This window comes from Winogradskyella pelagia (assembly GCF_017581965.1).
In the GTDB taxonomy this organism is placed as follows: Bacteria; Bacteroidota; Bacteroidia; order Flavobacteriales; family Flavobacteriaceae; genus Winogradskyella; species Winogradskyella pelagia.
Window position 1 is genome coordinate 186,251 of record NZ_JAGEVF010000003.1, and the last position, 25,346, is coordinate 211,596.

At 35.6% G+C, this 25,346-nt stretch carries 19 protein-coding genes; 15 read left to right on the forward strand and 4 right to left on the reverse strand.

Translation table 11 applies throughout. From position 1 onward, the window contains the following. Position 1: 1 nt before the first annotated feature. The 6 genes from J4050_RS05310 (at position 2) to J4050_RS05335 (ending at position 6,592) form a co-directional block, all read left to right on the forward strand. The gene (locus J4050_RS05310; RefSeq protein ID WP_208153018.1) at positions 2-661 is read left to right on the forward strand and encodes a hypothetical protein; all 660 of its coding nucleotides are present in this window, start codon (positions 2-4) and stop codon (positions 659-661) included. Between the two features lie 40 nt (positions 662-701). Beyond that, entirely contained in the window at positions 702-1,802 is a 1,101-nt protein-coding gene (locus J4050_RS05315; protein WP_208153020.1) for a DUF6920 family protein, read from the forward strand. Positions 1,803-2,127: 325 nt separating this feature from the next. Continuing rightward, positions 2,128-2,820, forward strand: a complete 693-nt coding sequence (locus J4050_RS05320) for a DUF6090 family protein (RefSeq protein ID WP_208153344.1) — start codon at positions 2,128-2,130, stop codon at positions 2,818-2,820. A 35-nt stretch (positions 2,821-2,855) separates the two neighbouring features. Then, a complete protein-coding gene (locus J4050_RS05325) occupies positions 2,856-4,238 on the forward strand; it encodes an alpha/beta hydrolase-fold protein (RefSeq protein WP_208153021.1) in 1,383 nt (460 codons plus the stop codon). A 12-nt stretch (positions 4,239-4,250) separates the two neighbouring features. Continuing rightward, positions 4,251-4,745, forward strand: coding sequence for a RidA family protein (locus J4050_RS05330; RefSeq protein ID WP_208153023.1), 495 nt, complete (start codon positions 4,251-4,253; stop codon positions 4,743-4,745). Positions 4,746-4,858: 113 nt separating this feature from the next. After that, positions 4,859-6,592 carry a tetratricopeptide repeat protein gene (locus J4050_RS05335; protein ID WP_208153025.1) on the forward strand — a complete coding sequence of 578 codons (1,734 nt, stop codon included), beginning with the start codon at positions 4,859-4,861 and terminating at the stop codon, positions 6,590-6,592. Positions 6,593-6,753: 161 nt separating this feature from the next. On the opposite strand, the gene J4050_RS05340 is transcribed toward J4050_RS05335, so the two are convergent. Next, on the reverse strand, positions 6,754-7,173 hold the full coding sequence (locus J4050_RS05340) for a nucleoside-diphosphate kinase (RefSeq protein ID WP_208153028.1): 420 nt from the start codon (positions 7,171-7,173) through the stop codon (positions 6,754-6,756). Positions 7,174-7,297: 124 nt separating this feature from the next. Here J4050_RS05340 and J4050_RS05345 point away from each other — a divergent pair, with 124 nt between their 5' ends. The 3 genes from J4050_RS05345 to J4050_RS05355 are packed head-to-tail and all read left to right on the forward strand — an operon-like array spanning position 7,298 to position 10,060. Beyond that, positions 7,298-8,317 carry a DHH family phosphoesterase gene (locus tag J4050_RS05345; RefSeq protein WP_208153030.1) on the forward strand — a complete coding sequence of 340 codons (1,020 nt, stop codon included), beginning with the start codon at positions 7,298-7,300 and terminating at the stop codon, positions 8,315-8,317. Then, complete coding sequence (gldI, locus tag J4050_RS05350) at positions 8,314-8,850, forward strand: gliding motility-associated peptidyl-prolyl isomerase GldI (protein ID WP_208153032.1); 537 nt, start codon at positions 8,314-8,316, stop codon at positions 8,848-8,850. Before J4050_RS05345 ends, gldI begins: the two co-directional genes overlap by 4 nt. After that, complete coding sequence (locus tag J4050_RS05355; RefSeq protein WP_208153034.1) at positions 8,843-10,060, forward strand: peptidylprolyl isomerase; 1,218 nt, start codon at positions 8,843-8,845, stop codon at positions 10,058-10,060. The genes gldI and J4050_RS05355 overlap by 8 nt, the downstream gene beginning before the upstream one ends. A 54-nt stretch (positions 10,061-10,114) precedes the next feature. Here J4050_RS05355 and J4050_RS05360 read toward each other — a convergent pair whose 3' ends face one another. Next, positions 10,115-11,578: an aminoacyl-histidine dipeptidase gene (locus tag J4050_RS05360; protein ID WP_208153036.1), complete on the reverse strand. Its 1,464-nt coding sequence runs from the start codon at positions 11,576-11,578 to the stop codon at positions 10,115-10,117. Between the two features lie 153 nt (positions 11,579-11,731). On the opposite strand from J4050_RS05360, the gene J4050_RS05365 reads away from it, so the two are divergent. The 3 genes from J4050_RS05365 (at position 11,732) to J4050_RS05375 (ending at position 17,174) form a co-directional block, all read left to right on the forward strand. After that, a complete protein-coding gene (locus J4050_RS05365) occupies positions 11,732-12,799 on the forward strand; it encodes a DUF3810 domain-containing protein (RefSeq protein WP_208153038.1) in 1,068 nt (355 codons plus the stop codon). Between the two features lie 85 nt (positions 12,800-12,884). Further along, complete coding sequence (locus J4050_RS05370) at positions 12,885-15,842, forward strand: amidohydrolase family protein (RefSeq protein ID WP_243878565.1); 2,958 nt, start codon at positions 12,885-12,887, stop codon at positions 15,840-15,842. An 18-nt stretch (positions 15,843-15,860) separates the two neighbouring features. Next, positions 15,861-17,174, forward strand: coding sequence for an amidohydrolase family protein (locus J4050_RS05375; protein WP_208153040.1), 1,314 nt, complete (start codon positions 15,861-15,863; stop codon positions 17,172-17,174). Between the two features lie 31 nt (positions 17,175-17,205). Here J4050_RS05375 and J4050_RS05380 read toward each other — a convergent pair whose 3' ends face one another. Then, complete coding sequence (locus tag J4050_RS05380; RefSeq protein ID WP_243878555.1) at positions 17,206-18,054, reverse strand: DUF6503 family protein; 849 nt, start codon at positions 18,052-18,054, stop codon at positions 17,206-17,208. Between the two features lie 34 nt (positions 18,055-18,088). Next, on the reverse strand, positions 18,089-20,974 hold the full coding sequence (locus J4050_RS05385) for a T9SS type A sorting domain-containing protein (RefSeq protein ID WP_208153042.1): 2,886 nt from the start codon (positions 20,972-20,974) through the stop codon (positions 18,089-18,091). 52 nt (positions 20,975-21,026) lie between these two features. Here J4050_RS05385 and J4050_RS05390 point away from each other — a divergent pair, with 52 nt between their 5' ends. The 3 genes from J4050_RS05390 (at position 21,027) to J4050_RS05400 (ending at position 25,343) form a co-directional block, all read left to right on the forward strand. Further along, positions 21,027-21,824: a TrmH family RNA methyltransferase gene (locus J4050_RS05390; protein ID WP_208153312.1), complete on the forward strand. Its 798-nt coding sequence runs from the start codon at positions 21,027-21,029 to the stop codon at positions 21,822-21,824. Continuing rightward, positions 21,824-23,056 carry a M48 family metallopeptidase gene (locus tag J4050_RS05395; RefSeq protein WP_208153044.1) on the forward strand — a complete coding sequence of 411 codons (1,233 nt, stop codon included), beginning with the start codon at positions 21,824-21,826 and terminating at the stop codon, positions 23,054-23,056. Before J4050_RS05390 ends, J4050_RS05395 begins: the two co-directional genes overlap by 1 nt. 79 nt (positions 23,057-23,135) lie before the next feature. Next, positions 23,136-25,343 carry a RelA/SpoT family protein gene (locus J4050_RS05400; RefSeq protein ID WP_208153046.1) on the forward strand — a complete coding sequence of 736 codons (2,208 nt, stop codon included), beginning with the start codon at positions 23,136-23,138 and terminating at the stop codon, positions 25,341-25,343. The last annotated feature ends 3 nt before the right edge of the window (positions 25,344-25,346 follow it).

The following is a 25,346-nucleotide window of genomic DNA, read 5'->3' on the forward strand; positions in this document are numbered from 1 at the left end:
TATGTTTGTAGGGCACTATGCAGCAGCTTTTGCCTTAAAGGGCAAAGAACCTAAGGCCTCATTGGGTATGCTATTTATTGCCACTCAATTTGTAGACATTCTGTTCTTTCCATTTGTAATTTTAGGCATAGAACATCTAGAATTTGTTGAGGGCTTTACGGCCGTGAACAATTTTAAGATGGAATACCCTATTTCCCACGGTCTTTTAGGTAGTGTAATATGGGCATTATTGTTTTACACAATCTATCGTTTTGGTTTAGTTCGCAATAAGCTAAAAGCTAAATCCATTGCTCTTGTTATGGGCTTGGCTGTTCTTTCCCATTGGTTTACGGATTTGTTGGTCCATACCGCAGATTTGCCTTTTATCTATGGCGAACCTAAATTCGGCTTTGGCCTATGGAATAGTAAATGGGCTACTTTTGGTATAGAAGCCTTGTTGTTAAGCCTTGGAATTTGGTATTACTACAAAAACACTAAAGTTATAAAACCAGGTGGTAATTATTTGTCAATAGCATTTGGCCTTTTTTTGCTCATATTGAATTATCTCAATTTTTTCGTTTTACCGACCAATGACAATATTAATGCATTGACATTTTCTGCCTTAGCTGCTTTTTTTATTTTGGCAGGTATAGCGGCTTGGATTGACCGTAAACGTGGCTAGCAAAAGATAGGTAGCTGCCATTAATAAAATATTTAAACTAATGCGTTTAGTTCTAACCTTTTTGATTGGAATACACGGAATCATTCACTTATTCGGTTTTTTAAAGGCTTTTGGAATCACAGAATTCAATGCCATTTCCCAGCCAATTTCTAAAACCAACGGAATATTGTGGTTATTAACCTTTATACTTTTTATAGTTACAACAGTTATGCTCATTATACAAAGCAACTATTGGTGGACTGTGGGTTTAATTGGTGTAATTATTTCTCAATTTTTAATTATAAATTACTGGAGCGAAACTAAATTCGGAACCATTTTAAATCTTATTATTCTTGTTTCAATAATCGTAGCATACTCAACATTTAATTTTGGAAAAATCGTAAATGCAGAAACAAGTAGACTAATTAAAAATTCAGATAACAGCACCAGCACCGTTGTTGTAGATTCCATGATTATAGAACTCCCTAATGTAGTCCGAAAATGGTTATTAAATAGTGGCATAATGGGTAAAGACCAAATAAATTCTGTTTACCTCGAGCAAGATTTACAAATGCTAATGAAACCCAATCAAAAAGAATGGAACAAGGCAAATGCCCAACAATATTTCACAACAGATCCTCCAGCCTTCAATTGGTCCGTAAATCTTAAAATGAATTCTTTCTTAGAAGTGGTCGGCAGAGACAAATTCGAAGATGGAAAAGGTGAAATGATAATTAAACTACTCTCACTCATACCTGTTGCAAATTCAAAACAAAATGAGAAGATAAACCAAGCCACTTTGCAACGCTATTTAGCTGAAATAGTTTGGTTTCCTTCGGCGGCTTTAAGCCCATACATTACATGGAAATCAATTGATGAGTTTTCCGCAAAAGCTACTATGGAGTATAACGGAACTAAAGGTTCTGGCACATTTTATTTTGATAAAGATGGAAATTTTGAAAAATTTAAGGCAATGCGCTATCAAGATTCTAATGCTATTGACCCTATCGAATGGACAGTAATTGCAACCAAAATAGAAGAACGGAATGGAATAAATATTCCTGTTGCGTGCGAAGCTAGCTGGAAATTGGAAAGCGGAAACTGGACTTGGTTAAAATTAAAAATAAATCATATTACATATAATGCAAAGCCTTTGCTATAGTTCTTAAAAGTGTTTCAATTAAATCTTTCAATTAATGAGATTTCTAAAAAACAAAGACCATATAACCACAACGCACATAATTTTGAATTGACACGCCTTGTTTAGATTTAAAATCAAATGGATTCTAAATTTCTTATTCTATAAAGTAATAAAAGCTATTTAGCGTAGCACAATTTAGTGCAGACAATTGACTACTGCTATTTTAAGCGCATGATGTAATGTCTTTTATCTAATTAATGCTCAATAATTTACTATCTTTTCATTCTTATTAACCAAAACTTCGTTTAACCTTTTGTTGCTTTAGATTATAATCAATCGCTAAACCATGCTTAAATTCTTCCGTAAAATCCGCTACGAACTTATAAGTAAAAACAAAACAGGTAAATACTTTAAATACGCCATTGGCGAAATTATCTTAGTAGTCATTGGGATTTTAATTGCATTATCTATTAATAATTGGAATGAAAACAGAAAAGAAGGTATAGCAGAACAGGAATTTTATAATGGTGTGAAAGATGACCTTGAGCAAGATTTAGAGTTTATAACCTACGTCCAAAACTATACGAAACCTAAAATTGATGCTTATTATGTCTTAAATAATAGTTATTCAAAAGATTATGAACAAAATAAAATAAAAATAGATTCTTTAATGTCCATTTATCTCTTTTCTGGGCAACGCACGTTCTACCCTGTTTCAGGGTCCTTTAAATCTGCTTTAGCAGGAAATGAAATTAACACCTACAGACAAAAAAAACTCATTCAAAGTATTATAAAACTATATGGTTCTAATTATGACAGGTTAATTGATAATGCGAAAATTGTAGATGCTAGGTGGAGTAATCTGAGTGAAAAATATATCCATAATAGAAGAACGGGTTCTTTTAACAATATCACTAGCGCCTCATATACTAAAATGCTCGATGATTTCCACTTTCATTACATACAGCTAAATTGGTACAATAAGATTTTAAATGAAACCAAAATAGAGGTTGTTGAATTATTGAAAAAATTAAAATGAAAAATTATCACATCTTTAAAAACACTGGATCAGAAATGAAAAAACTATTCCTTTTAATACTCTTAACCTTCGCTTCAATACTTGTTGCTCAAGAAAAAAAGTTTGAAATTAAAACTAATAAATACCTTCTAGATTCTATTTACTCCTCGCATATTGAAGATTATAGAACCTTAAAGATTTATCTCCCAAAGGATTATTCAGAGACTACAAAGTACCCCGTTATCTATACCTTAGATGGCGAATGGATGTTTGAACCTACCGTGCAGCAGTCCAATGTTTTAATGGAATTTGATGTAATCCCAAAAACTATAGTCGTTGGTATCTTTCATAAAGCTAGAAATGCAGATTTGGGTCTAAACTGGTCTACAGGTGAGTTTGAAAAAGGAAGTAGAAAATTTTATAAATTTTTAGTTGAAGATGCAATACCATATATCAACTCCAATTACTCAGTATCTGGCTTTAACACGTTAGTAGGGCATTCTAATTCGGCATCATTTTCTGCCAAGGTCATAACTCAATCAAACCAACCCTTTAAAGGGTTTGTAGCATTGAGCCAAAACCTTTTTGGAAATCAACTCCAAGAATTTGCAGCCTGGATTAAAGAACCTACAGAAAATCCTATCTTCTATTCTGTCGCATCAGGTAAAAGAGACGCTACTCCTCGATTAGAGTCTGGGCTACAATTAGATAGTATATTCAAAGTCAATAAAAATCTTAATATCAAAACACAGCACAAGCTCTATGATGCCGACCATCTCGGCATTGTAGGGCATGGATTAAGTAACGGTATTGCTCACATTTTCTCAGAATATCAACACTACAATGATTGGAATGGCAAACTCATAGACTCTTTAGTTTCAAAAGGTATTAGTAGTATTGATTTTATAAACAATCATTCTAAAAAGATGCAACGTATATATGGTATTGATTTTCAAGTGAACCAAGATGATCTCAGCCTTATGCAATCGATGACAAGAAATGATAGTGACATTGAAAAAGTTATGAACTACGAGATCGAACTTCTAGGTAAATCCGATCATTTCTATGCCACCTATGCCCAATTTTATGAGTATGCCAAGAGCTATGATAATGCCCTGAAATATTGGAGTATACATTTGGAGATGTATTATAAACAAAATACCAGCTTTTTCTATTACAGAAGACCTATAGACTTGCTTCACAAAAAGATGAAGCAGCCAAAACAGGCTATCGCTTTTGCTGAAAACTGGAAAACCAAAGCCCCTGAATTCTCTCAATCGTTTAATTTAAAAATTGCGAAGATTGCACTTGAAAGTGGTTTAAATAAGAATTCTGGTCTTAAAGCAATTAATGAGTATATTTCAAACTATACTGATGACGATAGCACTGATTTAAAAACTGCAAAAGATATACAGCGTCAATTTAAACAATTAAACTAAAATCATAATAAAATGAAACAAATCTTATGTATTGCATTAGCTATTATTTTCTATAGCTGCGAACAGAACCAAAAGAATGTTACTAAAGACATTGAGAAAGAAATAATAGTAGAATCTGAAGTTCCTGAGTATTTTCTTCTGCGGCCAGAAGTTGAAAAAGCTTACGGCTATTCGCATGCCGTAAAAATTGGTAATAGTATAAAGATATCTGGAGCAGTAAGCATGAACAATGAGGGCAACCCAACTGCCATTGGTGATTTGGAGCAGCAGATGAAAAATTGTTATGCTGATTTAGAAAAAGTCCTAAACCATTATGGCTGTACTTTTGATGATGTGGTAGTAGAAAATATTTTTACTACAGATATGCCAGCATTTTTACAGGTCTCAGGCTATCGCAATGAAATCTACAAAAACCAATTCCCAACTGGATCATGGCTCGGCGTAAAGGAATTAGCCATACCAGAATTTATGATTGAAATTGAGCTTGAAGTGCATAAATCTAAATAAACCCAAAGTGTAACATAATGAAGAGGTGCTTATAGTGAGTCGTTCACAAAAACTAGCTTTTCTCTTAGAACCAAAAAATAGCTTAACTTTAAAACTATATTAATCCCTAAGCTATGAGTTTGTACAAATATTGGCGAGAACTCAAAAGAAGAAACGTCATAAAAGCCGGCATAGCATACCTTGTTGTGGCTTGGCTGATTACGCAAGTACTTTCCATCGTTTTTCCTGCCTTTGATGTCCCTCCTTATTTTCTTAAAGCCGCACTTATACTTTTATTAATTGGATTCCCAATATGGCTGGTTTTCTCGTGGATTTATGAACTAACACCAGATGGAATAAAGAAAACAGAAGATATTCCACCTTCATCTTCTCTCACTTCCCAAACGGGAAATAAGTTAAATAAGTTAATTATCTTCACATTAACACTCGCAATCATTGTCTTGATTTATGATCGGTTTAGTAATAAACCTGTAAATGTCGTAGATTATGGTGATAAATCTATTGCCGTTATGGCCTTTGCAGATATGAGTCCGCTCAAGGATCATGAATATTTTTCAGATGGGATTAGCGAAGAGCTACTAAATATTCTAGCACGGATTAAAGACTTGAAGGTTATAAGCAGAACATCCTCCTTTTCTTATAAGGATAAAAATGCTACAGCTACAGAAATTGGTAAAGATTTAGACGTCTCCTATATATTAGAAGGCAGTATTAGGAAAGCTGGCAACACGGTTCGCATTACAACACAATTAATTAATACCAAAGATGGTTCTCATGTGTGGTCTAATACTTATGATAGAACACTAGATAGTATTTTCAAAATTCAAGATGACATTGCCCAAGAAGTCAGTAACCAGCTAGAATCTTCTCTGTTGGGCAAGCGTCCAAATCTTTACAAACCTAAGGTAGAAGCCTATAACCTGTATCTTCAAGCTAGGCATTTCACAAATCAAAATACCAAAGAAGGCTATATAACTGCAGAAGATTTAATCAATCAGTCTTTAGCTATAGATTCGAGCTATGCCGAAGCATGGGATGCCTTAGCGCACATTCATAACAATGGCGTCTATAATTTTAATATAGGTAACAGTGCCGAAAAAATATATCAGGGCATTGAAGCTGCAGAAAAAGCCCTTCAATTGAATCCAGATTTGGCAGAGGCCTATACAACCCTCGGAAGTCTTCAAAATAAAGTATGGCGCTTTGAAGAATCCTTAAAAAACATGAATATAGCTGTGGAATTGCAACCGAATAACGCAGTGATTTTAGGTACTGCGGCATTATATACCCTTGGAGATTTAGAAAAATCTGTTGCCCTAATTCAACAAGCAATTGCTAATGACCCTTTGATATACACTAATTATTTCAATTTGGGTTTCACCTATTATAGACTTGGTAAATTAGACAAAGCTTTGAGCGCTTTTAATACCTACTCTAAATATTATCCAAACTCACAAATATTGCATTACATGAAGAGCATAGTTTATCTTGCTCAAAATAAAACGGAGAAAGCTTTAGAAGAGATTAAACAAGAGACTCATCCGTTCTTCAGTTTGTATGGAAGGAACTATATATATTTTGCGATAGGTGAGACTGCTAAAGCCGATAAACTTTTTGAAGAGTTTTTAGAAAAAGAAAGTGAAACCGACCCAGCAAATGTTGCTGATTTATATGCATTTAGAGGCAATCATGATAAAGCCTTTGAATTTTTAGAAAAAGCTGTCGCCATAAAAGACCCCGTTCTTTTGGAAGTGTTGACATATCCTGCTTCGAGAACCATGAGCAACGACCCAAGATGGAAGAATCTCATTAAAAAAATCAATCTTCCCCGAGCCCATAAATTTTAAATTCATTGGGTAGCGAAATCCCACTGATATTAAATATTGATTAAATTTATACCGCTAATGTAAGGTTACGATTTGTCAATATAAATTCGGTTGTCTTCCATTGAAAAACAAAAAAAAGACCCTCAATTGTGAGAGTCCATTTTTTAAAAGACATGATTAGCTTAGAACATTTCACGTCCTGAAAAATGAAACGCACCTTCTATGGCAGCATTCTCATCACTATCGCTTCCGTGAACTGCATTTTCTCCAATAGAGGCAGCATACAGCTTTCGGATAGTACCTTCTGCTGCTTCAGAAGGATTGGTTGCGCCAATTAAAGTTCTAAAATCTTCAACAGCATTATCCTTTTCTAAAATTGCAGCAACTATAGGGCCGCGGGTCATATACTCTACCAACTCCGGAAAGAAGGGACGCTCATTATGAACAGCGTAAAATGTCTCAGCATCAGCCTTGGTCATCTGTGTTAGCTTCATCGCTACGATTCTAAAACCTGAAGCGGTAATCTTTTCTAGTATTGCGCCAATGTGTCCTTTTTCAACAGCATCTGGCTTTAACATTGTAAATGTTCTGTTAGTTGCCATGTAATCGTTTTTAATTTATGATATCTATTCGCAAGCAACATCTCGCGAAATGCGATGCAAAAGTAATGTATTTCTTTAATTTAGCAACCCAAGCAAATACTAAAAAATTGTATCTTCGCCAACTATGATTAAAGGACAGATTAAAGATATAATACAGATATTAAGCAGCTCTAAGCACATTGTTATTGTACCTCATAAAAATCCAGATGGTGATGCCATGGGTTCATCTTTAGGACTTTATCATTTCTTAAAATACAAAAACCATTTGGTGCACGTGGTTGCTCCTAATAGCTATGCAGATTTTTTAAAGTGGTTACCAGGAGATGATATGGTTTTAAATTTTGAGCAGCAACCAGAAACCTGTCAGGAAAAAATTGAGCACGCTGATATCATATTTACATTAGATTTTAACGCTCTACACCGTGCTGGTGACGAGCTTGGAAGGACCATACAAGCCTCTAAAGCCTTAAAAATAATGATTGACCACCATCAGCAACCAGACGACTATGCGGCTTTTATGTACTCTGACGTTAAGATGTCCTCAACCTGTGAGATGATATATAATTTTATAGAAATGTTGGAAGAGGCTGATCTTATTAACCCTGAAATAGCTACCTGCTTATACACCGGTATTATGACGGATACAGGGTCCTTCCGTTTTCCATCAACAACTAGCAGAACACATCGAGTTACTGCAGACTTAATAGAAAAAGGAGCGGTGAATCACCAAATTCACAATGCGGTATACGATACTAATTCATACACACGCTTACAGCTTTTAGGACGTGCTATGCAAAATCTGGAAGTACTACCAGAATATCGTACAGCTTATATCACCTTATCACAAGAAGAGCTAGACACCTTTAGATTTAAAAAAGGCGATACCGAGGGCTTAGTTAATTATGCCTTATCATTAAAAGGCATAATATTCGCGGTGATTTTTATAGAAAATCGGCAAGATTCCATCATAAAAATCTCACTCCGTAGCAAAGGTCAGTTTTCTGTTAACGAATTTTCGAGAGCTCATTTTAATGGTGGAGGCCATACCAATGCCGCTGGAGGAAGATCTTATCTTCCACTACAAAATACGGTTGATAAATTTATTAGTATATTACCTGAGTATAAAGAAGAATTGTCCCAATGATAAAGTACCTATTTTCAATATGTTTAATCACTAGCTTACTATGCAGCTGTAAGTCTCCAGAGGCAAGAATGCCTGAGTCTGTGCAATCAGGTTCTTTTTTAAAGGAATCTGCTGAGCGCAATAAAAAGCTTAATGCCAAAGAACAGCAACAAATTGAAAAGATTATAGCCAATAATCCTTCTATTGAATACCTAGCCTCTAAAAGTGGTTTTTGGTATTTCTATAACACTAAAATTGAAAACGACTCGTTACAACCAGAGATTGGTGATATTGTGGATTTTGAGTTTAATGTCTCAAATCTTCAAGGTCAACAAATTTATGGTAATACCAATAAAACCTACGTAATGGATAAAGAGGAACTTTTCACTGGTTTAAGAGAAGGTCTCAAATTAATGAAGCCAAGCGAGCGTATTACGTTTATCTTTCCATCACAAAAAGCCTTTGGCTATTATGGAGACGACAATAAAATAGGAACAAATGTTCCTCTGATTTGTGAAGTAACCCTAAATACAATAATTAAAAACAATGATTAAAAAAGCAATTTTATCAATTTGTATTCTATCTGCACTATTAACTAGTTCTTGCCAAGAACACTATCCAGATTTAGAAGATGGATTATATGCAGAATTTGTAACCAATAAAGACACTATGGTTGCAAAACTATATTTTAAAGAAACACCTGTTACAGTTGCCAATTTTGTGGCTTTAGCGGAAGGTACACATCCTTTGGTATCTGAAAAATTCAAAGGAAAACGTTACTATGATTCCACGACGTTTCATCGTGTTATTAATAATTTTATGATTCAAGGCGGTGACCCAACTGCAACAGGTAGTGGCAGCCCAGGTTATAAATTCGAAGATGAATTCGTTAAAGAGCTCAATCACAGCAAACCAGGAGTTTTAAGTATGGCCAATTCTGGCCCTAATACCAATGGCTCTCAATTTTTTATTACAGAGGTCCCTACACCATATCTAGACGCATACAATGAGGATGGTACTTTAAAGGAATGTGACCAACCAAGAGTCAGCTGTCATGCCGTTTTTGGAGAAATAGTAAAAGGTATGGAGGTACAAGATTCTATATCAAATGTTAAAGTAGTTCCTGGTCGTAATAAACCAGTTGAAGATGTGGTCATCCTAGAGTTAAATATCGTTAGAAAAGGTGCTGAGGCAAAAAAGTTTGATGCACCTAAAGTGTTTAACGACCAACTCCCTAAGCTTAAAGAACAAATTGAAGAGCGGAAGGAAGAAGCTAAACGCCAAGCTGAAGAAGCGTTAAAAGAGACTAAAGCCAAGGCTGAAATAGCTTGTAAAGAATGGCTTGAGAAAAATGATGAGTTAAAGGGACGCCGTATCGAGTCACCGACAGGAATGGCTATGATATTTACCGAAGAAGGTAGTGGCGAACAACCAAATTCTTCACAAATGGTAAACATTGATTGTGCAGGTTATTTTGAGTCTGGCGAATTGTTTTGGACAACTTGGAAAGACGTTGCTGAAAAATACGGTAAATATGATGAACGCCAAGATGAAGCAGGACGATATGCACCCTTCACTATGCCATATAATGAAACAGCTGGTTTAGTAGCTGGATTTAGAGAAGCTATGCTCAACATGAAGATTGGAGATAAAGCAAGAGTATTTATCCCTTATTATCTAGGTTATGGCGAGGCTGGAAGAGCACCTGTAATTCCTCCAAAAACTAATTTAGTTTTTGATATTGAATTGGTAGGTGTTAAATAATATTAATAAAAGAATTAAAGCTGGTTAGTGAGGTTCATTAACCAGCTTTTTTATTTAGGCTTTTGGAATGTTTTTGAGAATTTCAATTACAAAGTTCCAATACTTTTGGGCCGATGAAATTTGGGCACGTTCATCTGGAGAATGCGCTCCTTTAATATTAGGTCCAAAACTTATCATATCCATATCTGGATAATTCTGTCCTAAAATGCCACATTCCAACCCTGCGTGGCAGGCTGCGACATGAGGTTCTTCGCCATTGTTAAGTTGCTTGTAAATTGGTACCATTACCTTTAAAATATTAGAATCCATATTTGGTGCCCATCCTGGATAATCACCAGAAAATGTAACCTCACAATCCATAAGCTCAAAAGCAGATTGCAAGGCATGCGCCAAATCCCACTTAGAAGTTTCAACGGAACTCCGTGTTAAGCACCCAATTTTTATATTACCCTCTTTTATGATAACACGAGCAATATTATTAGACGTCTCCACTAAGTCTTTAATATCAGGACTCATTCTGTATACTCCGTTGTGTGCGGCATACAAAGCTCTTAAAAGTGCCTCCTGAACTTCTGCAGGTAGTACTTGACGTGGCATTTCACTTACACTATACGCTATGACCATATCCGGCTCAATGGTTTTGAATTCCTTTTTTATGTCTTTAGCTCTAGCTTCAAATGTCTGCTCAAAAGCTTCCTTTTTAGATTCGTCTACTAGAACAACAGCCCTACTCTCTCTTGGGATGGCATTTCTTAAACTTCCACCATTGATTTCGGCGATGCGTAGTCCAAATTTTTCATACCCTCCGAAAAGTAGCCTATTCATTAATTTATTTGCGTTACCTAAACCTTCGTGTATTTGCATCCCAGAGTGACCACCTTGTAACCCTTTTACATCTATGTTATAGGCAATTGTATGATTAGGCGCTAATTCAGCTGCATAATTCCGAGTCGCCGTAACATCAATTCCTCCAGCACAACCGACGCCTATTTCGTCATCTTCTTCTGTATCTAAATTTAATAGAATCTCACCTTTTAAAAGACCACCTTTTAAGCCTTTGGCACCTGTCATTCCAGTTTCTTCATCAATAGTAAATAAAGCTTCTAAATGTGGATGCGCAATAGAATCGCTCTCCAAAATAGCCATTATGGTGGCCACTCCCAATCCATTATCAGCTCCTAATGTCGTACCCTTTGCTTTTACCCAATCGCCTTCCACATACATTTCAATACCTTGGGTATCAAAATCAAATACAGTATCGTTATTTTTTTGATGTACCATATCCAGGTGCGACTGAATTACAATAGGTTTACGGTCCTCCATTCCAGCTGTAGCTGGCTTTCTTATTATTACATTACCCACTTCATCTTCTAAGGTCTCTAAGCCTAAGTTTTTACCAAAGTCCTTCATAAATTGGATGACACGTTCTTCTTTTTTAGAAGGTCTAGGTACGGCGTTTAAATCGGCAAATTTATTCCACAAGGCCTTGGGTTCTAAGGCGCGTATTTCTGAATTCATAAGTCTTATATTTTGTTGGCCAAAGTTACAAAATACTGCTTGCAATAATTCATACTTTAAGATTAGATTCAATCCCAACACAAGACAAATTCTGAGATAAGAATTTAAGTTTTATCTCCAATCAACCCTAACTGTTTTTCATATATTTGACCTATGCTCAAGAATAAAAAGTTCATCTTAACTTTATTTCTAGGTATTCAGTTTGTTATTATTTACTTTCTGAAGCAATCTCCCGATTTTGTTGAAAATACCTATAGTAAAGGCCTATATCCCCTAATCTCTAAATTGATGCGTTATGCTTTTGGCTGGATACCTTTTTCAGTTGGTGATATCTTCTATACTATTGCCACAATTTATATCTTTAGGTGGCTCATAGTAAACAGAAAACGAATCGGTAATGATACAATTAAATGGCTATTGGATATTAGTGCCTCCTTGTCAATTATTTACTTTTCATTTCATATGCTTTGGGCCTACAATTATTACAGGCCTCCTTTATATAAGTCATTAAATATGTCATCTGACTATTCTACCGAAGAGTTGTTTGCTTTCACTTCTCAGCTTATTGAGAAGTCTAATCAATTGCATAATCAACTATCAGAATCAGATTCGGCAAAAGTGATACTCCCTTACACTAAATCGGAAATTTTCAACATGGCAAAAAATGGCTATGACATGCTAGAAGTAGACTATAGTGATTGGCATTATTCTCCACCAAGCTTAAAAAAATCAATTTATAGCCTTCCTCTAACTTATATGGGATTTTCTGGTTACCTCAATCCTTTTACTAACGAAGCTCAAGTTGACGGATTAATACCAACCTATAAGTTTCCGACTACAACTTGCCACGAAATCGCTCATCAATTGGGATATGCAGCAGAAAATGAGGCCAATTTTATTGGTTGCTTGGCTGCAATTAACAACGAAGATACATATTTTAAATATTCAGGCTACACGTTTGCCTTGCGGTACTGCATTTATGAATTACACAGACGAAATCCAGATTTATACTACGAACTTCTTCCTTTAATTAATAAAGGCATCTTGGCAAATTACATGGAAGTACAGGACTTTTGGAAATCTTATGAAAATCCATTGGAACCCATTTTTAAAACCACTTTTGACAACTTCTTAAAAGTGAACAATCAGGCTGATGGTATGAAAAGTTACAGCTACGTAGTAGCTTTATTGGTCAATTATTTTAAGACCAATTTATTGTAAACGTTAAAAATTCTTAACAAAAACCTAACGCACAAGCTATATCCTTATCTTTAGACTTCAATTATTTAACTAACCTTATTATATGATGAAAATCTTTTTTAGACTGCTCATTTTTATGTGCAGTTTTTCTCTATTCGCACAAGATTACTTTCCAAGTAACTCGGGAGTAATTGCCAAAAATTCTAATTATACCGCATTTACAAACGCTACCATTTATGTATCGCCAAGTGAAGTGATTTCTAACGGTACATTACTCATTAGAAAAGGTAAAGTGGTCAATGTTGGTAAATCTGTGAGTATTCCAGATAATACAACCGTCGTTGACTTAGATGGAAAAACCATTTACCCATCCTTCATTGATTTATATACCACGTTTGGGGTTAAAAAACCCAAACGAAGTGGAAACGGTCCTAGATATGGTCCAAGTCGAAGTGGGTACTATTGGAATGACCATGTAATGCCAGAACAAGACGTTATGGCCAGTTTTGAGTACGACCAAAAAGCAGCATCAGAAATGCACAAACTTGGTTTTGGTGTGGTGAACACGCATATGCCAGATGGCATTGTACGAGGCACTGGTGCGTTAATTGCTCTAAATAATGATGCTGATAACTCGTTAAGAGTTGTGGATGGTGAAGTCTCACAGCATTTTTCATTCAGTAAAAGTGTGCGCTCAAGACAGTCTTACCCAAGTTCTATTATGGGTAGTATGGCTCTACTAAGACAAATGTATAATGATGCCAACTGGTATGCTGCCGGTAATGTAGACACAAGAGATTTATCTTTAGAAGCCTTAAACGAAAACACAGGATTACTTCAAATTTTTGAAGCTAACAGCAGAGCTAACGTTATGCGAGCTGATAAGGTCGGAGATGAATCTAATGTGCAATATACTATTCTTGCTGGTGGGGACGAATATGAGAGAATTAATGACATTAAAAGCACTAACGCTACTTTAATTCTACCGATTAATTTTCAATTAGCTTATGACGTTGAAAATCCTTTTTTGGCCAATTCTTTGTCTTTAAGTGATATGAGAAGTTGGAATCAAGAACCTCACAATCCAAGGTTATTGGCAGAAAACGGAGTTCCATTTGTATTAACAACCCATGGATTAAAATCTAAAAAGAGTTTTAAATCCAATTTAATGAAAGCCATTGAAAGTGGCCTATCTAAAGAAAAAGCGTTAGAAGCATTAACTGTATTACCAGCTAGTTTACTTGGAAAATCTAACCTATTAGGAACTCTCAAGTCTGGTAGCTATGCCAATTTCTTAATTACAGATGGTGATATTTTTGATAAGAAAACTAAGCTTTATGAAAATTGGGTTCAAGGTACCCCTCATGTTATTGAAAATATGAGTACCACCAATATAGACGGAGATTATTCGTTTAAATTATCAGGCAAAGATTATACGTTATCCGTAAAAAATAGCACAAGTAAACCAAGTGCTACATTAGAAAGTGGAACAACAAATTTCACCACAAAAATGAGTTACGCTAATGATTGGGTAAACCTAACGTTTAAAACTGCAGATAGTACTTCAAAGGAATACATACGCATCGCTGCCAGTGCTGCTTCAGGGAATAGCCTTAATGGAAAGGCAATAATGCCAAACGGAAATACCACAAGTTTTTATGCGGCCAAAAAATCAAGTGAGCAAACAAAAAAAGACTCAAATGGCAAAAAGGATAAATCCTTATCAGAACCCTACATGAGCCCAATAACGTATCCAAATATAGCTTACGGTTTTGAAGACAAGCCCAAATCAGAAACCCTACTTTTTAAAAATGCAACGGTTTGGACCAACGAAGATGCAGGTGTGTTGAAAAATATAGATGTCTTAGTAAAGGATGGTAAAATATCCGAAATAGGGAAAGACCTTTCAGGGAGAAACGCCAAAGTAATAGATGCTACAGGAAAACATATTACGGCCGGCATCATAGATGAGCATTCTCATATCGGAGCTGCTTCCATAAATGAAGGTGGTCAAAACTCTTCTGCGGAAGTGACCATTGAAGATGTTATTGATGACGAAGATATTGATTTGTACCGCAATCTAGCAGGAGGTGTTACCTCTATTCAAATATTACATGGCTCTGCAAACCCAATTGGTGGACGTTCTGCCATCATTAAACTCAAATGGGGAGAATCTGCCGATAATTTAGTATATAATAATTCTCCGAAGTTTATCAAGTTCGCACTTGGAGAAAATGTAAAACAATCGCGTTCTACAAGTAATATGCGATTCCCAAAATCGAGAATGGGTGTTGAACAGGTTTTTATAGACTACTTTACACGAGCTAAAGCCTATGATGAGAAAAAGAAAAGTGGGCAGCCGTATCGTGAGGATACCGAAATGGAAGTCCTCGCTGAAATCTTAAATGGTGAGCGATTCATTTCTTGTCATTCTTATGTTCAAAGTGAGATTAATATGCTAATGAAAGTAGCCGAAAAGTTTGATTTCCGCATCAATACTTTTACGCACATACTCGAAGGCTATAAGGTAGCTGACAAAATGAAAGAACATGGAGTTGGAGGTTCAACATTTAGCGATTGGTGGGCCTACAAATACGAAGTTAATGATGCCATACCTTATAATGCGGCTATTATGCATAAAGTAGGCGTCGTTACAGCTATAAATAGTGACGATGCCGAAATGTCTCGACGCCTTAACCAAGAAGCAGCAAAAGCAATCAAATATGGTGGTGTTAGTGAGGAAGACGCTCTTAAAATGGTAACATTAAACCCAGCGAAATTATTACACCTAGATGATAGAGTTGGAAGTATTAAAGAGGGTAAAGATGCTGATATAGTCCTATGGTCTAACCACCCGTTGTCTATTTATGCTAAAGCTGAGAAAACGATTATTGAAGGTGTTACTTATTTCGATATTGACCGTGACAAGCAAATGCGAGAGGCAATTAAAAAGGAGAAAAGTGCACTCATTAATCTCATGCTTCAGGATAAAAACAAAGGTTTAAAAACGCAACCTGTTAAGAAGAAAGAAAAGGAATTGTTGCATTGCGATTCAATGGACTAATTATTTAAAAGAACTAAAATGAAAAAATTACAAAACATATTTATACTCTTTACCCTAGTCTGTTACAGTTTAGGCTTTGCACAACAAACCCCTGCACCTCAGCAAGGAAGAGATATTGCAATTATGGGCGCTACTGCTCATATTGGTGATGGTAGTGTCATTGAAAATAGCATTATTGTTATGAGTAATGGAAAAATAAGCCGAGTACTAGACGGCAGTCAAAATAATGCCATGACGCTTCAGGCCATGGATGTCATTGATGCTAAAGGCCAACATGTCTATCCTGGATTTATTGTAGCCAATGGAACTCTAGGACTAGTTGAAGTAGATGCTGTAAAAGCATCTAATGACTTGTCTGAATTAGGTGCATTTAATCCGCATATAAGAAGTATAATTGCTTATAATAGCGAATCTAAAATTGTGGAGTCCATGCGCCCTAACGGTGTACTCTTAGGACAGGTTGTTCCGCGAGGTGGCAGAATCGCGGGAACCTCATCTGTAGTGCAATATGATGCTTGGAATTGGGAGGATGCTGTAGTTCAAATGGATAATGGTATTCATATGAACTGGCCTAGTAGCTTTAGTCGTGGACGATGGTGGTTGGGTGAAGACCCTGGTTTAAAACCAAACAAAGACTATGCTAAGGAAGTTAAAGAACTCCATGATTATTTCAACGAATCTAAAAGTTATAATAAGGGCAATAAGCCTGAAGTACACTTACCGTTTGAAGCATTAGCGGGACTTTTTGATGGGACAAAACGTTTGTACATTAATGCTAATGATGAAAAGAGCATTACCGATGCAGTGAATTTTGCAAAAACGCAAGGTGTTGAACATATCACTATAGTTGGCGGTTACGAAGCTCATAAAGTCACTAGTTTTTTAAAGAACAATAACGTGTCAGTTTTCTTAAGACGCGTACATACGCGACCCAACAATGAAGATGACGATTATGATTTACCATTTAAATTGGCAAAACATTTAGTTGATGCAGGTGTACTTGTAGCTCTTGAGCCTAGCGGACAGATGGAACGTATGAATTCTAGAAACCTTCCATTTTATGCAGGTACTACTGTGGCTTATGGATTAAGCAAGGAACAAGCCTTACAATTGATAACAATAAATCCAGCTAAGATTTTAGGAATCGATGACCGCTTCGGAACGCTAGAAGTTGGAAAGAGTGCTACACTCTTTATCAGTGAAGGCGATGCTTTAGATATGCGCACCAATAAAGTTACACATGCTTTTATAGATGGCCGAAAGCTCAGTTTAGAAACCCACCAAACAGAATTAGCCAAGCGCTATTCCGATAAGTACGGTATAAACGATTAAGGAGAAAAGCGAGCTTAATGCTCGCTTTTTTTTATGGTCTTTCAATATACTTTGCAGAAACTGGTTTCACAAAAAGAGAGTCGTTGGGCGTTTCACGAGACAGGATTATGTCGCTAAACTCAACCGTATTACGTTTTTTAGTTGGCATATTGTTTTCGTAGTTATACCAATCCATGCTTTTGGGAAGTATTAAGCCGTTTACCGCTTTCCAATTATTGTATCTTATAAAATGAAAATCTTTACTTTTTCCATCTTTTCCGAAAGTTACGGTATAGGCTAGCCATTCCATTTGCCCAGTTTGCTCGTCGTAATAAATAATATATTCATCATCTGGAGATTCACCAACGTTGGCTTCATAGGATATCAACACACCTGGATAGCTTACATCTTCAAAGACTAATGGTTCCGTGTCTGCATAATTAATCCCATCGTCACCAACTATAAAAGGCATGGCGTAAAAATATAGCATCAAACCTTTATAAAACCAAGGTCGGCCTTGGTAGGATTCTCCATTTTTTTCGTCGAGCCAAAGTTGAGTCCCATCAAAGCCTAAAGTATATGTTGGTGTATCAATACGTTCTGCTCTAGTTTTTAGATGGGTCGTTGTAATCTCCTTACCGTTTGGACGATTCATGGTAAATGACAACGTTTTCATTGTATTCCATGTATCGATACCACCGTGAGCATCAAAAACTTTGGTAATACGCTCTGGATAGATACTCGTGGTTACATCTGTTTTAGATATATCCTTTGGTAATGGCTTTCTTGCTTCATTGTTGTTTTTGCATCCAACTAAAACAAGGAATGCGAACATTGTGGTAATTGTGGCTTTCATTGGTAATGAATTATTTCCCTTTTGACGTATTGGTACATACTTCATTACAACAAGAAGTGAATAATACCAGTTGTTGAGGTTATCTAACTAAAAGCTTGTAAGTAAAGGCCTGTTGATTTTGCCTCAATTTAATAAAATAAAACCCTGACCCTAAGTCTGAAACACCAATTATCAACTCCTTTTGCTCATTACTGTACAGTGCTTTTATCAATTTTCCATGTAAATCATATATTTCAATGTCGCAGTCATTAGAGGGACTATTAAATTGAATTATCACATTGTCTTTTGCTGGGTTTGGAAAAAGCTTAACTTCCATAGCTGTGAAATCATCGACGGATAAAGCTTCAATAAATTCAGTTTGAAAGCTATTAGTGTTAATAGCAGAATTAAAATCGAAGAAAATAGATGCACTATTTAAAATAGTACGGCCAACCTGAGGAAATCCTGCATTAGGTTTTATCTTAAATGAGACATACCCTTGACTCAAATCAAAATCTTGGTCGGCACTTGGTAGATTGATATTTCTAAACGTCCAAATCAACGTATTATTAGTTTGCTCAAAAACATAATCGTGGCTTGAACTAACCATACGAGCGGTTGATGGGTCCAAGTTAGGACTCAAAACATCTTCTATTCTCACATTAATAGCATCTGCATTTCCTAGATTTTGGAAATTAATGGTGTAATACAGATAATCCTCTGTGCCAAAATCATCAATGACAATTTGTGGTCCCCTTGATTCATATTTATTATTTGGGTCATAGGAATTAACGACTTCTTGTACCAAAGTTGAGGTATTATTCTCATCGTTTAAATCATTAATTGCGTTAACATAATTTGCTTCGTTAGTGATAATATCACCCAAAAATGCAGAGACAGAACAATTTAAATTAACAAAAACGGAAATTGTTTCTCCTGGATTTAAATCAAGAAAATCGAGGTTGAATCCTTCACTAGTGCCACTTATTGTATATCCAGAGTCTGTACTTGTAGATAATAATGACACTTGATTATCGAATACTACCTCAACACTACCAGAAATTATCGTTGTACCAACATTCTCAAGATTCAGTGTATTGTAATAATTAAAACCTGGTCTTGGAGGGGCAGACGGATTAATGAGCGAGACACTTAAATCGTGACAATTTTGGGAATCTGTTACAGCAAAACTAAAGGTTTCCGACATTCCGATACTGGCTGTAATATTTTCAAATGATTGTGGGGAAACTAAAAAACAATTCTCATTTTCTGTGAATAAATTAAATGTCAGGTCATATGTGTCCGTGTCATTAAAACTAAACAAACCGAACTGTCCAGTTGAGGTTTGAACCGTAGTTGTATTCCCATCGTCATTAATTTCATAAGTGAATTCACCTTCATTAAAGTAAGCTTCATTAGTATCTAATTGGCCATTATTATTTTCATCATAAAAAGCCTGAAGCTGAATTTGCCCCACATTATCAGAACAAAAGACGTCAAAATTCCATGGTATATATCCCGTGCCCTCCTCACAGTTATTTGAGGTATTATTTCTTGATTGTATCTGAAATCTTAGAAGATCTCCAGTCGATTGAAAAACGAGCCCACTAATGTCATTTATAAAGGGATCACCTACAGTATAACCAGAATCATCATAAAGTACAGTACCATCAGAGTCCACTACATAGAGGTCATCTTCAATATGAATACTACCAGCATTGAAGCTCAAAATTAAGGGCGAACCATTTTCACTTCTAAAAGTAAACCATTTATTTCCGCGTCCGTAGCAGTGTGTGATATTAACTGGCGCATTGCAAGAAATTTGACAATTGGTTAAAAAGTCAAATTTAATAGTACTGTACGACTTACAATTTGAATTTACATTTTCAACAGCTACAAATACAATTATTCCATCCAAAGGGATTTCAAAATTATTTGGGTCTGCTATTGGATTATTACCAAGTAGCATATCTACATAATCCAAATAATAGGTAAACGATAAATCCGTAGTATTACTAACAAGTTGGTTTTCATAAGAGGTTAAATCAAATACACCTTGATCATCAGGACACAAAAATTGTGTTGGAATATTAGTTATTTCAGGATTTTCGCCTTCATTAACAATCAGTTCTAAACTCACAATGTTAGAACAGGAATTAGAATTAGTTCCTTGAACCAGCACCTCAACTACTTGCGGATTGGTGGTATTAACAAATTCCGTTGGATTATTGATAATCTGATTATTATAGTAATATTCAAACTCATAAAACTGACTATTCTCCCTAATCTCTTCATTCTTTAATGTTAAATCAAAAACGGCAACTCCGTTATTTCCACAAGATTGGAGAGCAGTTGGAGTTGTTAAAACTGGCTCAATACTAACTTCTAGAAACATAACTGCAATAGCAAAACAGCCATTAACATCATCTAATCTTCTATAAACTTGATCATTAAATGGAATTAAGTTACTGAAGGTTTCAGGTAATTGATTAATATCATTTTGAGCGTCTTGTAAACTGCGGAAATATTTAAAATCATCTTCAAAGGTAAATTCCGTAATGCCATCGAGAACCTCATCGTCGCAAACGATTGCCTCTGACGCATTTACAAATGGAGGAATATGAATTATTACAGTAAAGGATGTTATATCATAATCGCTGCTATTATTATCATCTAAACTTGCAAATATTTCAGTGGTATTTGTTAAATAGTTCCCTGGTTGTGTGATAGGTGAGTTAAAGGTTTGGGCATCTTGCAATGAGGTAAAATAAGTCACTGAAACGTCAGTTTGGGCACCTATAATAAATACATCTTGTTGGGTTAAATCTACAAACTCAAAACCATCTGATTGAAATTGAAACTCTACATTTTCGCAGATTTCCAAATCCGGTGGTGGATTAGCTACTACCTGTGCATTAAGATGAACTGCAGAAATTAACACCAAACAGACAATGGAATAAACAAGGTTTCTAGATTTTACTTTCATTCTTAATAAACTAGTACTTTTGCAATATAAGAGGATTCATTCCAAATATATGATAAAAGCTATTACAAGCACCCAAAATCCATTGGTAAAACAGTTGGTCCTGTTGAAAGAAAAATCTCGAGAGCGCAAAAAGAATGAACTTTTTGTTTTAGAAGGAAAACGAGAATTGTCCTTAGCTATAAAAGCTGGTTATAGAATAAAAACACTATTGTTTTACCCAGATTTATTTTCGGAAAGTGAAGCTGAGGCTATGGCAAAATATGGAATCGAAATCATTGAAATTTCTAAAGAGGTCTTTCAAAAGTTAGCCCACAGAGACACCACGGAAGGTGTTATTGCTGTAGTGCGCACCAAGTCGCATCTTTTGAGAGATCTAAAACTACATTCTAAAAACCCATTGATTTTGGTTGCTGAAGCGCCCGAAAAACCAGGAAATATAGGTGCTTTATTGCGTACTGCAGACGCTGCCAATATTGATGCGGTAATTATAGCGAATCCGAAATCAGATCTGTATAATCCAAATATCGTTCGTGCTAGTGTGGGATGTGTCTTTTCCACTCAGATTGCTATCGCAACTTCAGAAGAAGTAATAAGATACCTAAAACATTTAAACTTTAATATCTATTCGGCTGTTCTACAAGAATCTGAACCTTACCACCAACAAGATTACATCGCTCCTACAGCAATTGTAGTTGGCACAGAAGCTACAGGTTTAACTCAAGAATGGAGAGATGCCGCCACTCAAAACATACATATTCCTATGCAGGGAACCATTGATTCTATGAATGTGTCTGTAGCCGCAGGAATTCTTATTTTTGAGGCCAAAAGACAACGTAAATTTACCTCATAATGAGTGCTACAACCCTTTTCTACATAATAATTGCTATTATCTTAGTCAACTTCATAAAAGATAAAATTCTTAACGCCTTAAACGCCAAACACTACAACGACCCTATTCCAAGCGAACTAGATGATGTTTTTGATGAAGAAGAGTATAAGAAATCTCAAGCCTATAAGCTGGCAAACTATAGGTTTGGTATATGGTCATCTTTATTCAGCTTAGTATTAACACTCAGCTTCTTGGTGTTTGATGGATTTGAATTTGTTGACAATATTGCAAGACAGTATTCAGATAATCCCATTGTAGTGGGACTACTGTTTTTTGGCATTATAATGCTTGCCAGTGATATTATTACAACACCATTCTCGTACTATAAAACTTTTGTTATTGAAGAACGTTTTGGATTTAACAAAACGACTAAAAAGACCTTTGTTTTAGATAAAATAAAAGGGCTTGTAATGATGGTACTCATTGGTGGAGGATTAATGGCCGTTGTAATTTGGTTTTATCAATTTACTGGTGATTGGTTTTGGCTTTACACTTGGGCCATTATAACTGGTTTTACGGTAGTAATGAATATGTTCTACTCTAGACTAATAGTACCACTATTCAATAAACAAAAACCTTTAGAAGAGGGTGATTTACGCAACAAAATCTCGGACTATGCTAGATCTGTGGGTTTTAGCCTAAGTAAAATTTTCATAATAGATGGGTCCAAACGCAGCACAAAAGCTAATGCCTATTTTTCTGGGTTTGGAAGAGAAAAGCGCGTGACGCTTTACGATACTTTGGTCAATGACTTAAGTGACGAAGAGATTGTTGCGGTGCTAGCACATGAGGTTGGGCATTACAAAAGGCGTCATATTATTTTTAACCTGGTAATGTCTGTTTTACTAACAGGATTAACGCTTTTTATACTGTCAATCTTTATCTCTAATCCTCTATTATCCAATGCAATTGGTGTAGAAATACCAAGTTTTCATGTAGGCCTAGTCACCTTTGGATTGCTTTACGCACCAATTTCCGAAATTACAGGATTGATAATGAACTACGTATCGCGAACATTTGAGTATCAAGCCGATGATTATGCTAAAAACACCTACAAATCAGAGCCCTTAATTACCTCGCTTAAAAAACTCTCCAAAAACAGCTTGAGTAATCTAACCCCTCATAAGGCCTATGTATTTATGCATTATTCCCACCCTACGTTGTTGGATCGTGTTAATAACTTAAAAAAGTAATTAGGTATCATTAAAAAATCTTGCGTATTTCTCAATAATTAGACATTGCTTATTCCTTTAGTTTTAGTACTTTAGTTTTATGACTGAAGTTGATATTGAAAAAGAAAATGCGGCTATTGCCAAAGCTTACAAAGAGCTCCTTAAAGTAAGTTACCAAACCTTGAGTAAAGACGATAAAAAATTAATTCGTCAGGCTTTTGAGGTAGCTCTAGATGCGCATAAAGATCAACGCAGAAAATCGGGTGAAGCTTACATATTTCACCCTATTGCAGTCGCAAAAATTGTAGCCCAAGAGATTGGCTTAGATGCCACATCTATAGCTTCTGCCCTTCTACACGACGTTGTAGAAGATAATCCCAACTACACGATTGCGGATATCGAACAATTATTCGGTGAGACCGTTGCGCGTATTGTTGATGGGTTAACCAAAATATCTTCTTTAGATACAGAAATGGATGTTTCGCTTCAGGCAGAGAACTTTAGGAAAATGCTTTTAACCTTAAACGAAGATGTAAGGGTTATCATTATAAAAATTGCCGACCGTTTGCACAATATGCAAACTATGGAGTCCATGCGTGCTGATAAGCAAGTAAAAATTGCCTCGGAAACACTTTACATTTATGCCCCTTTAGCTCATAGAATAGGGCTTTACAATATAAAGACTGAGTTAGAAGACCTAGGATTAAAATACACCGAACCAGAAGTTTACAATGATATCCTAGAGAAAATGAAAGAGAGTAAGGAGGAGCGAGACGCCTATATTAAATCCTTTTCTAAGGTCATTGAAGACTCACTCAATAAAGAAGGCATAAATTATGAAATAAAGGGAAGGCCAAAGTCCATATTTAGCATTAGACGTAAAATGGTGAAACAAGGTGTCTCCTTTGAAGAAGTATATGACAAGTTTGCCGTTAGAATTATTTATAAATCCGATTTAGAAAACGAAAAGTTTCTGGCTTGGAAAATCTACTCTATTGTTACTGATCATTTTACACCAAACCCTATTCGGTTAAGAGACTGGATTTCTTCACCCAAATCAACAGGCTATGAAGCACTACATATTACCGTTGTTGGACCAAAAAGTCGTTTTGTAGAAGTTCAAATCCGTAGTGACCGTATGAATGAAATTGCCGAAAAAGGCTACGCGGCTCACTATAAATATAAAAACGATAATGATAAAGATGATAGTTTAGACCTTTGGATAAATCGTTTACAGGAAGCTTTAGAAAGTAATGAAACAGATGCTGTTGATTTTGTAGAACAATTTAAGCTCAACCTCTATTCAAAAGAGATTTTTGTCTTTTCTCCAAAAGGAGATTTAAAGTCATTGCCTAAGGGTGCAACACCACTTGATTTTGCTTTTAGCATCCATACAGAGGTTGGCATGAAAACACGTGGTGCAAAAGTCAATGGAAAACTTGTTCCACTAAGCCATGAATTACAAAGTGGTGACAGAGTAGAAATCTTAACCTCCGATAACGCCAAACCTAATGCTAATTGGTTAGACTATGCCACAACAGCAAGAGCTAGAAGCAAAATAAAAACTGCACTTAATGAGGATACTAAACTCATCGCGGAAGAAGGCAAAGAAATTTTAAGACGCAAACTGAAGCAACTTAAAATTACCCTAAATGAAAGCTCGGTTAATGAACTTGTCAGTTATTTTAAATTAAGCACGTCTTTAGATTTGTTTTACAGGGTTGGCATCGGCAGTATTGATAATACTAAATTAAAGGCCTTTGCCTCCTCAAGGAGTGGTTCTATTGTGAGCTACTTTAAAAATCGAATTCGGAAAGCAGAAGTTCCCAAAGACATAAACAGAGAGGAAATTACCTCCAAGTATGACATGTTGGTTTTTGGTAAGGAAGAAGAAAAACTAAGCTATACTCTAGCCAATTGTTGTAATCCTATTCCTGGTGATAAAGTGTTTGGCTTTTTAACAATTAACGATGGCATAAAAGTGCATAAAAAAAACTGTCCAAATGCCCTAAGCCTGCAGTCTAATTATGCTTACAGAATAATGCAAGCAAAATGGATTGATTCCTCGCAACAGGTTTATACCTCCCAGATAGAACTTTCAGGTATAGATAATTTAGGATTGGTTAATGATATTACCAATCTTATATCTCAGAACATGCATGTTAACATGAAAAGCATTAGTTTCTCTAGTGATGACGGTGTGTTTTCTGGCAAAATCACAGTTCAAGTCCAAAACCAAACTACACTTAAAAAACTCATGGATAAACTGAAAAAAATTAATGGTATTGATAAGGTTAAGAGAGTGTAAAAA

Bases quoted from the DNA above. Each gene is read 5' to 3' on its own strand.
- J4050_RS05345 (WP_208153030.1), top strand. From the start codon at position 7,298: ATGATTAAAGGACAGATTAAAGATATAATACAGATATTAAGCAGCTCT.
- J4050_RS05375 (WP_208153040.1), top strand. From the start codon at position 15,861: ATGAAAAAATTACAAAACATATTTATACTCTTTACCCTAGTCTGTTAC.
- J4050_RS05395 (WP_208153044.1), top strand. From the start codon at position 21,824: ATGAGTGCTACAACCCTTTTCTACATAATAATTGCTATTATCTTAGTC.
- J4050_RS05340 (WP_208153028.1), bottom strand. From the start codon at position 7,173: ATGGCAACTAACAGAACATTTACAATGTTAAAGCCAGATGCTGTTGAA.
- J4050_RS05385 (WP_208153042.1), bottom strand. From the start codon at position 20,974: ATGAAAGTAAAATCTAGAAACCTTGTTTATTCCATTGTCTGTTTGGTG.
- J4050_RS05365 (WP_208153038.1), top strand. From the start codon at position 11,732: ATGCTCAAGAATAAAAAGTTCATCTTAACTTTATTTCTAGGTATTCAG.
- J4050_RS05330 (WP_208153023.1), top strand. From the start codon at position 4,251: ATGAAACAAATCTTATGTATTGCATTAGCTATTATTTTCTATAGCTGC.
- J4050_RS05370 (WP_243878565.1), top strand. From the start codon at position 12,885: ATGAAAATCTTTTTTAGACTGCTCATTTTTATGTGCAGTTTTTCTCTA.
- J4050_RS05360 (WP_208153036.1), bottom strand. From the start codon at position 11,578: ATGAATTCAGAAATACGCGCCTTAGAACCCAAGGCCTTGTGGAATAAA.
- gldI (WP_208153032.1), top strand. From the start codon at position 8,314: ATGATAAAGTACCTATTTTCAATATGTTTAATCACTAGCTTACTATGC.
- J4050_RS05355 (WP_208153034.1), top strand. From the start codon at position 8,843: ATGATTAAAAAAGCAATTTTATCAATTTGTATTCTATCTGCACTATTA.
- J4050_RS05310 (WP_208153018.1), top strand. From the start codon at position 2: ATGTTTGTAGGGCACTATGCAGCAGCTTTTGCCTTAAAGGGCAAAGAA.
- J4050_RS05325 (WP_208153021.1), top strand. From the start codon at position 2,856: ATGAAAAAACTATTCCTTTTAATACTCTTAACCTTCGCTTCAATACTT.
- J4050_RS05335 (WP_208153025.1), top strand. From the start codon at position 4,859: ATGAGTTTGTACAAATATTGGCGAGAACTCAAAAGAAGAAACGTCATA.
- J4050_RS05380 (WP_243878555.1), bottom strand. From the start codon at position 18,054: ATGAAGTATGTACCAATACGTCAAAAGGGAAATAATTCATTACCAATG.
- J4050_RS05320 (WP_208153344.1), top strand. From the start codon at position 2,128: ATGCTTAAATTCTTCCGTAAAATCCGCTACGAACTTATAAGTAAAAAC.
- J4050_RS05400 (WP_208153046.1), top strand. From the start codon at position 23,136: ATGACTGAAGTTGATATTGAAAAAGAAAATGCGGCTATTGCCAAAGCT.
- J4050_RS05315 (WP_208153020.1), top strand. From the start codon at position 702: ATGCGTTTAGTTCTAACCTTTTTGATTGGAATACACGGAATCATTCAC.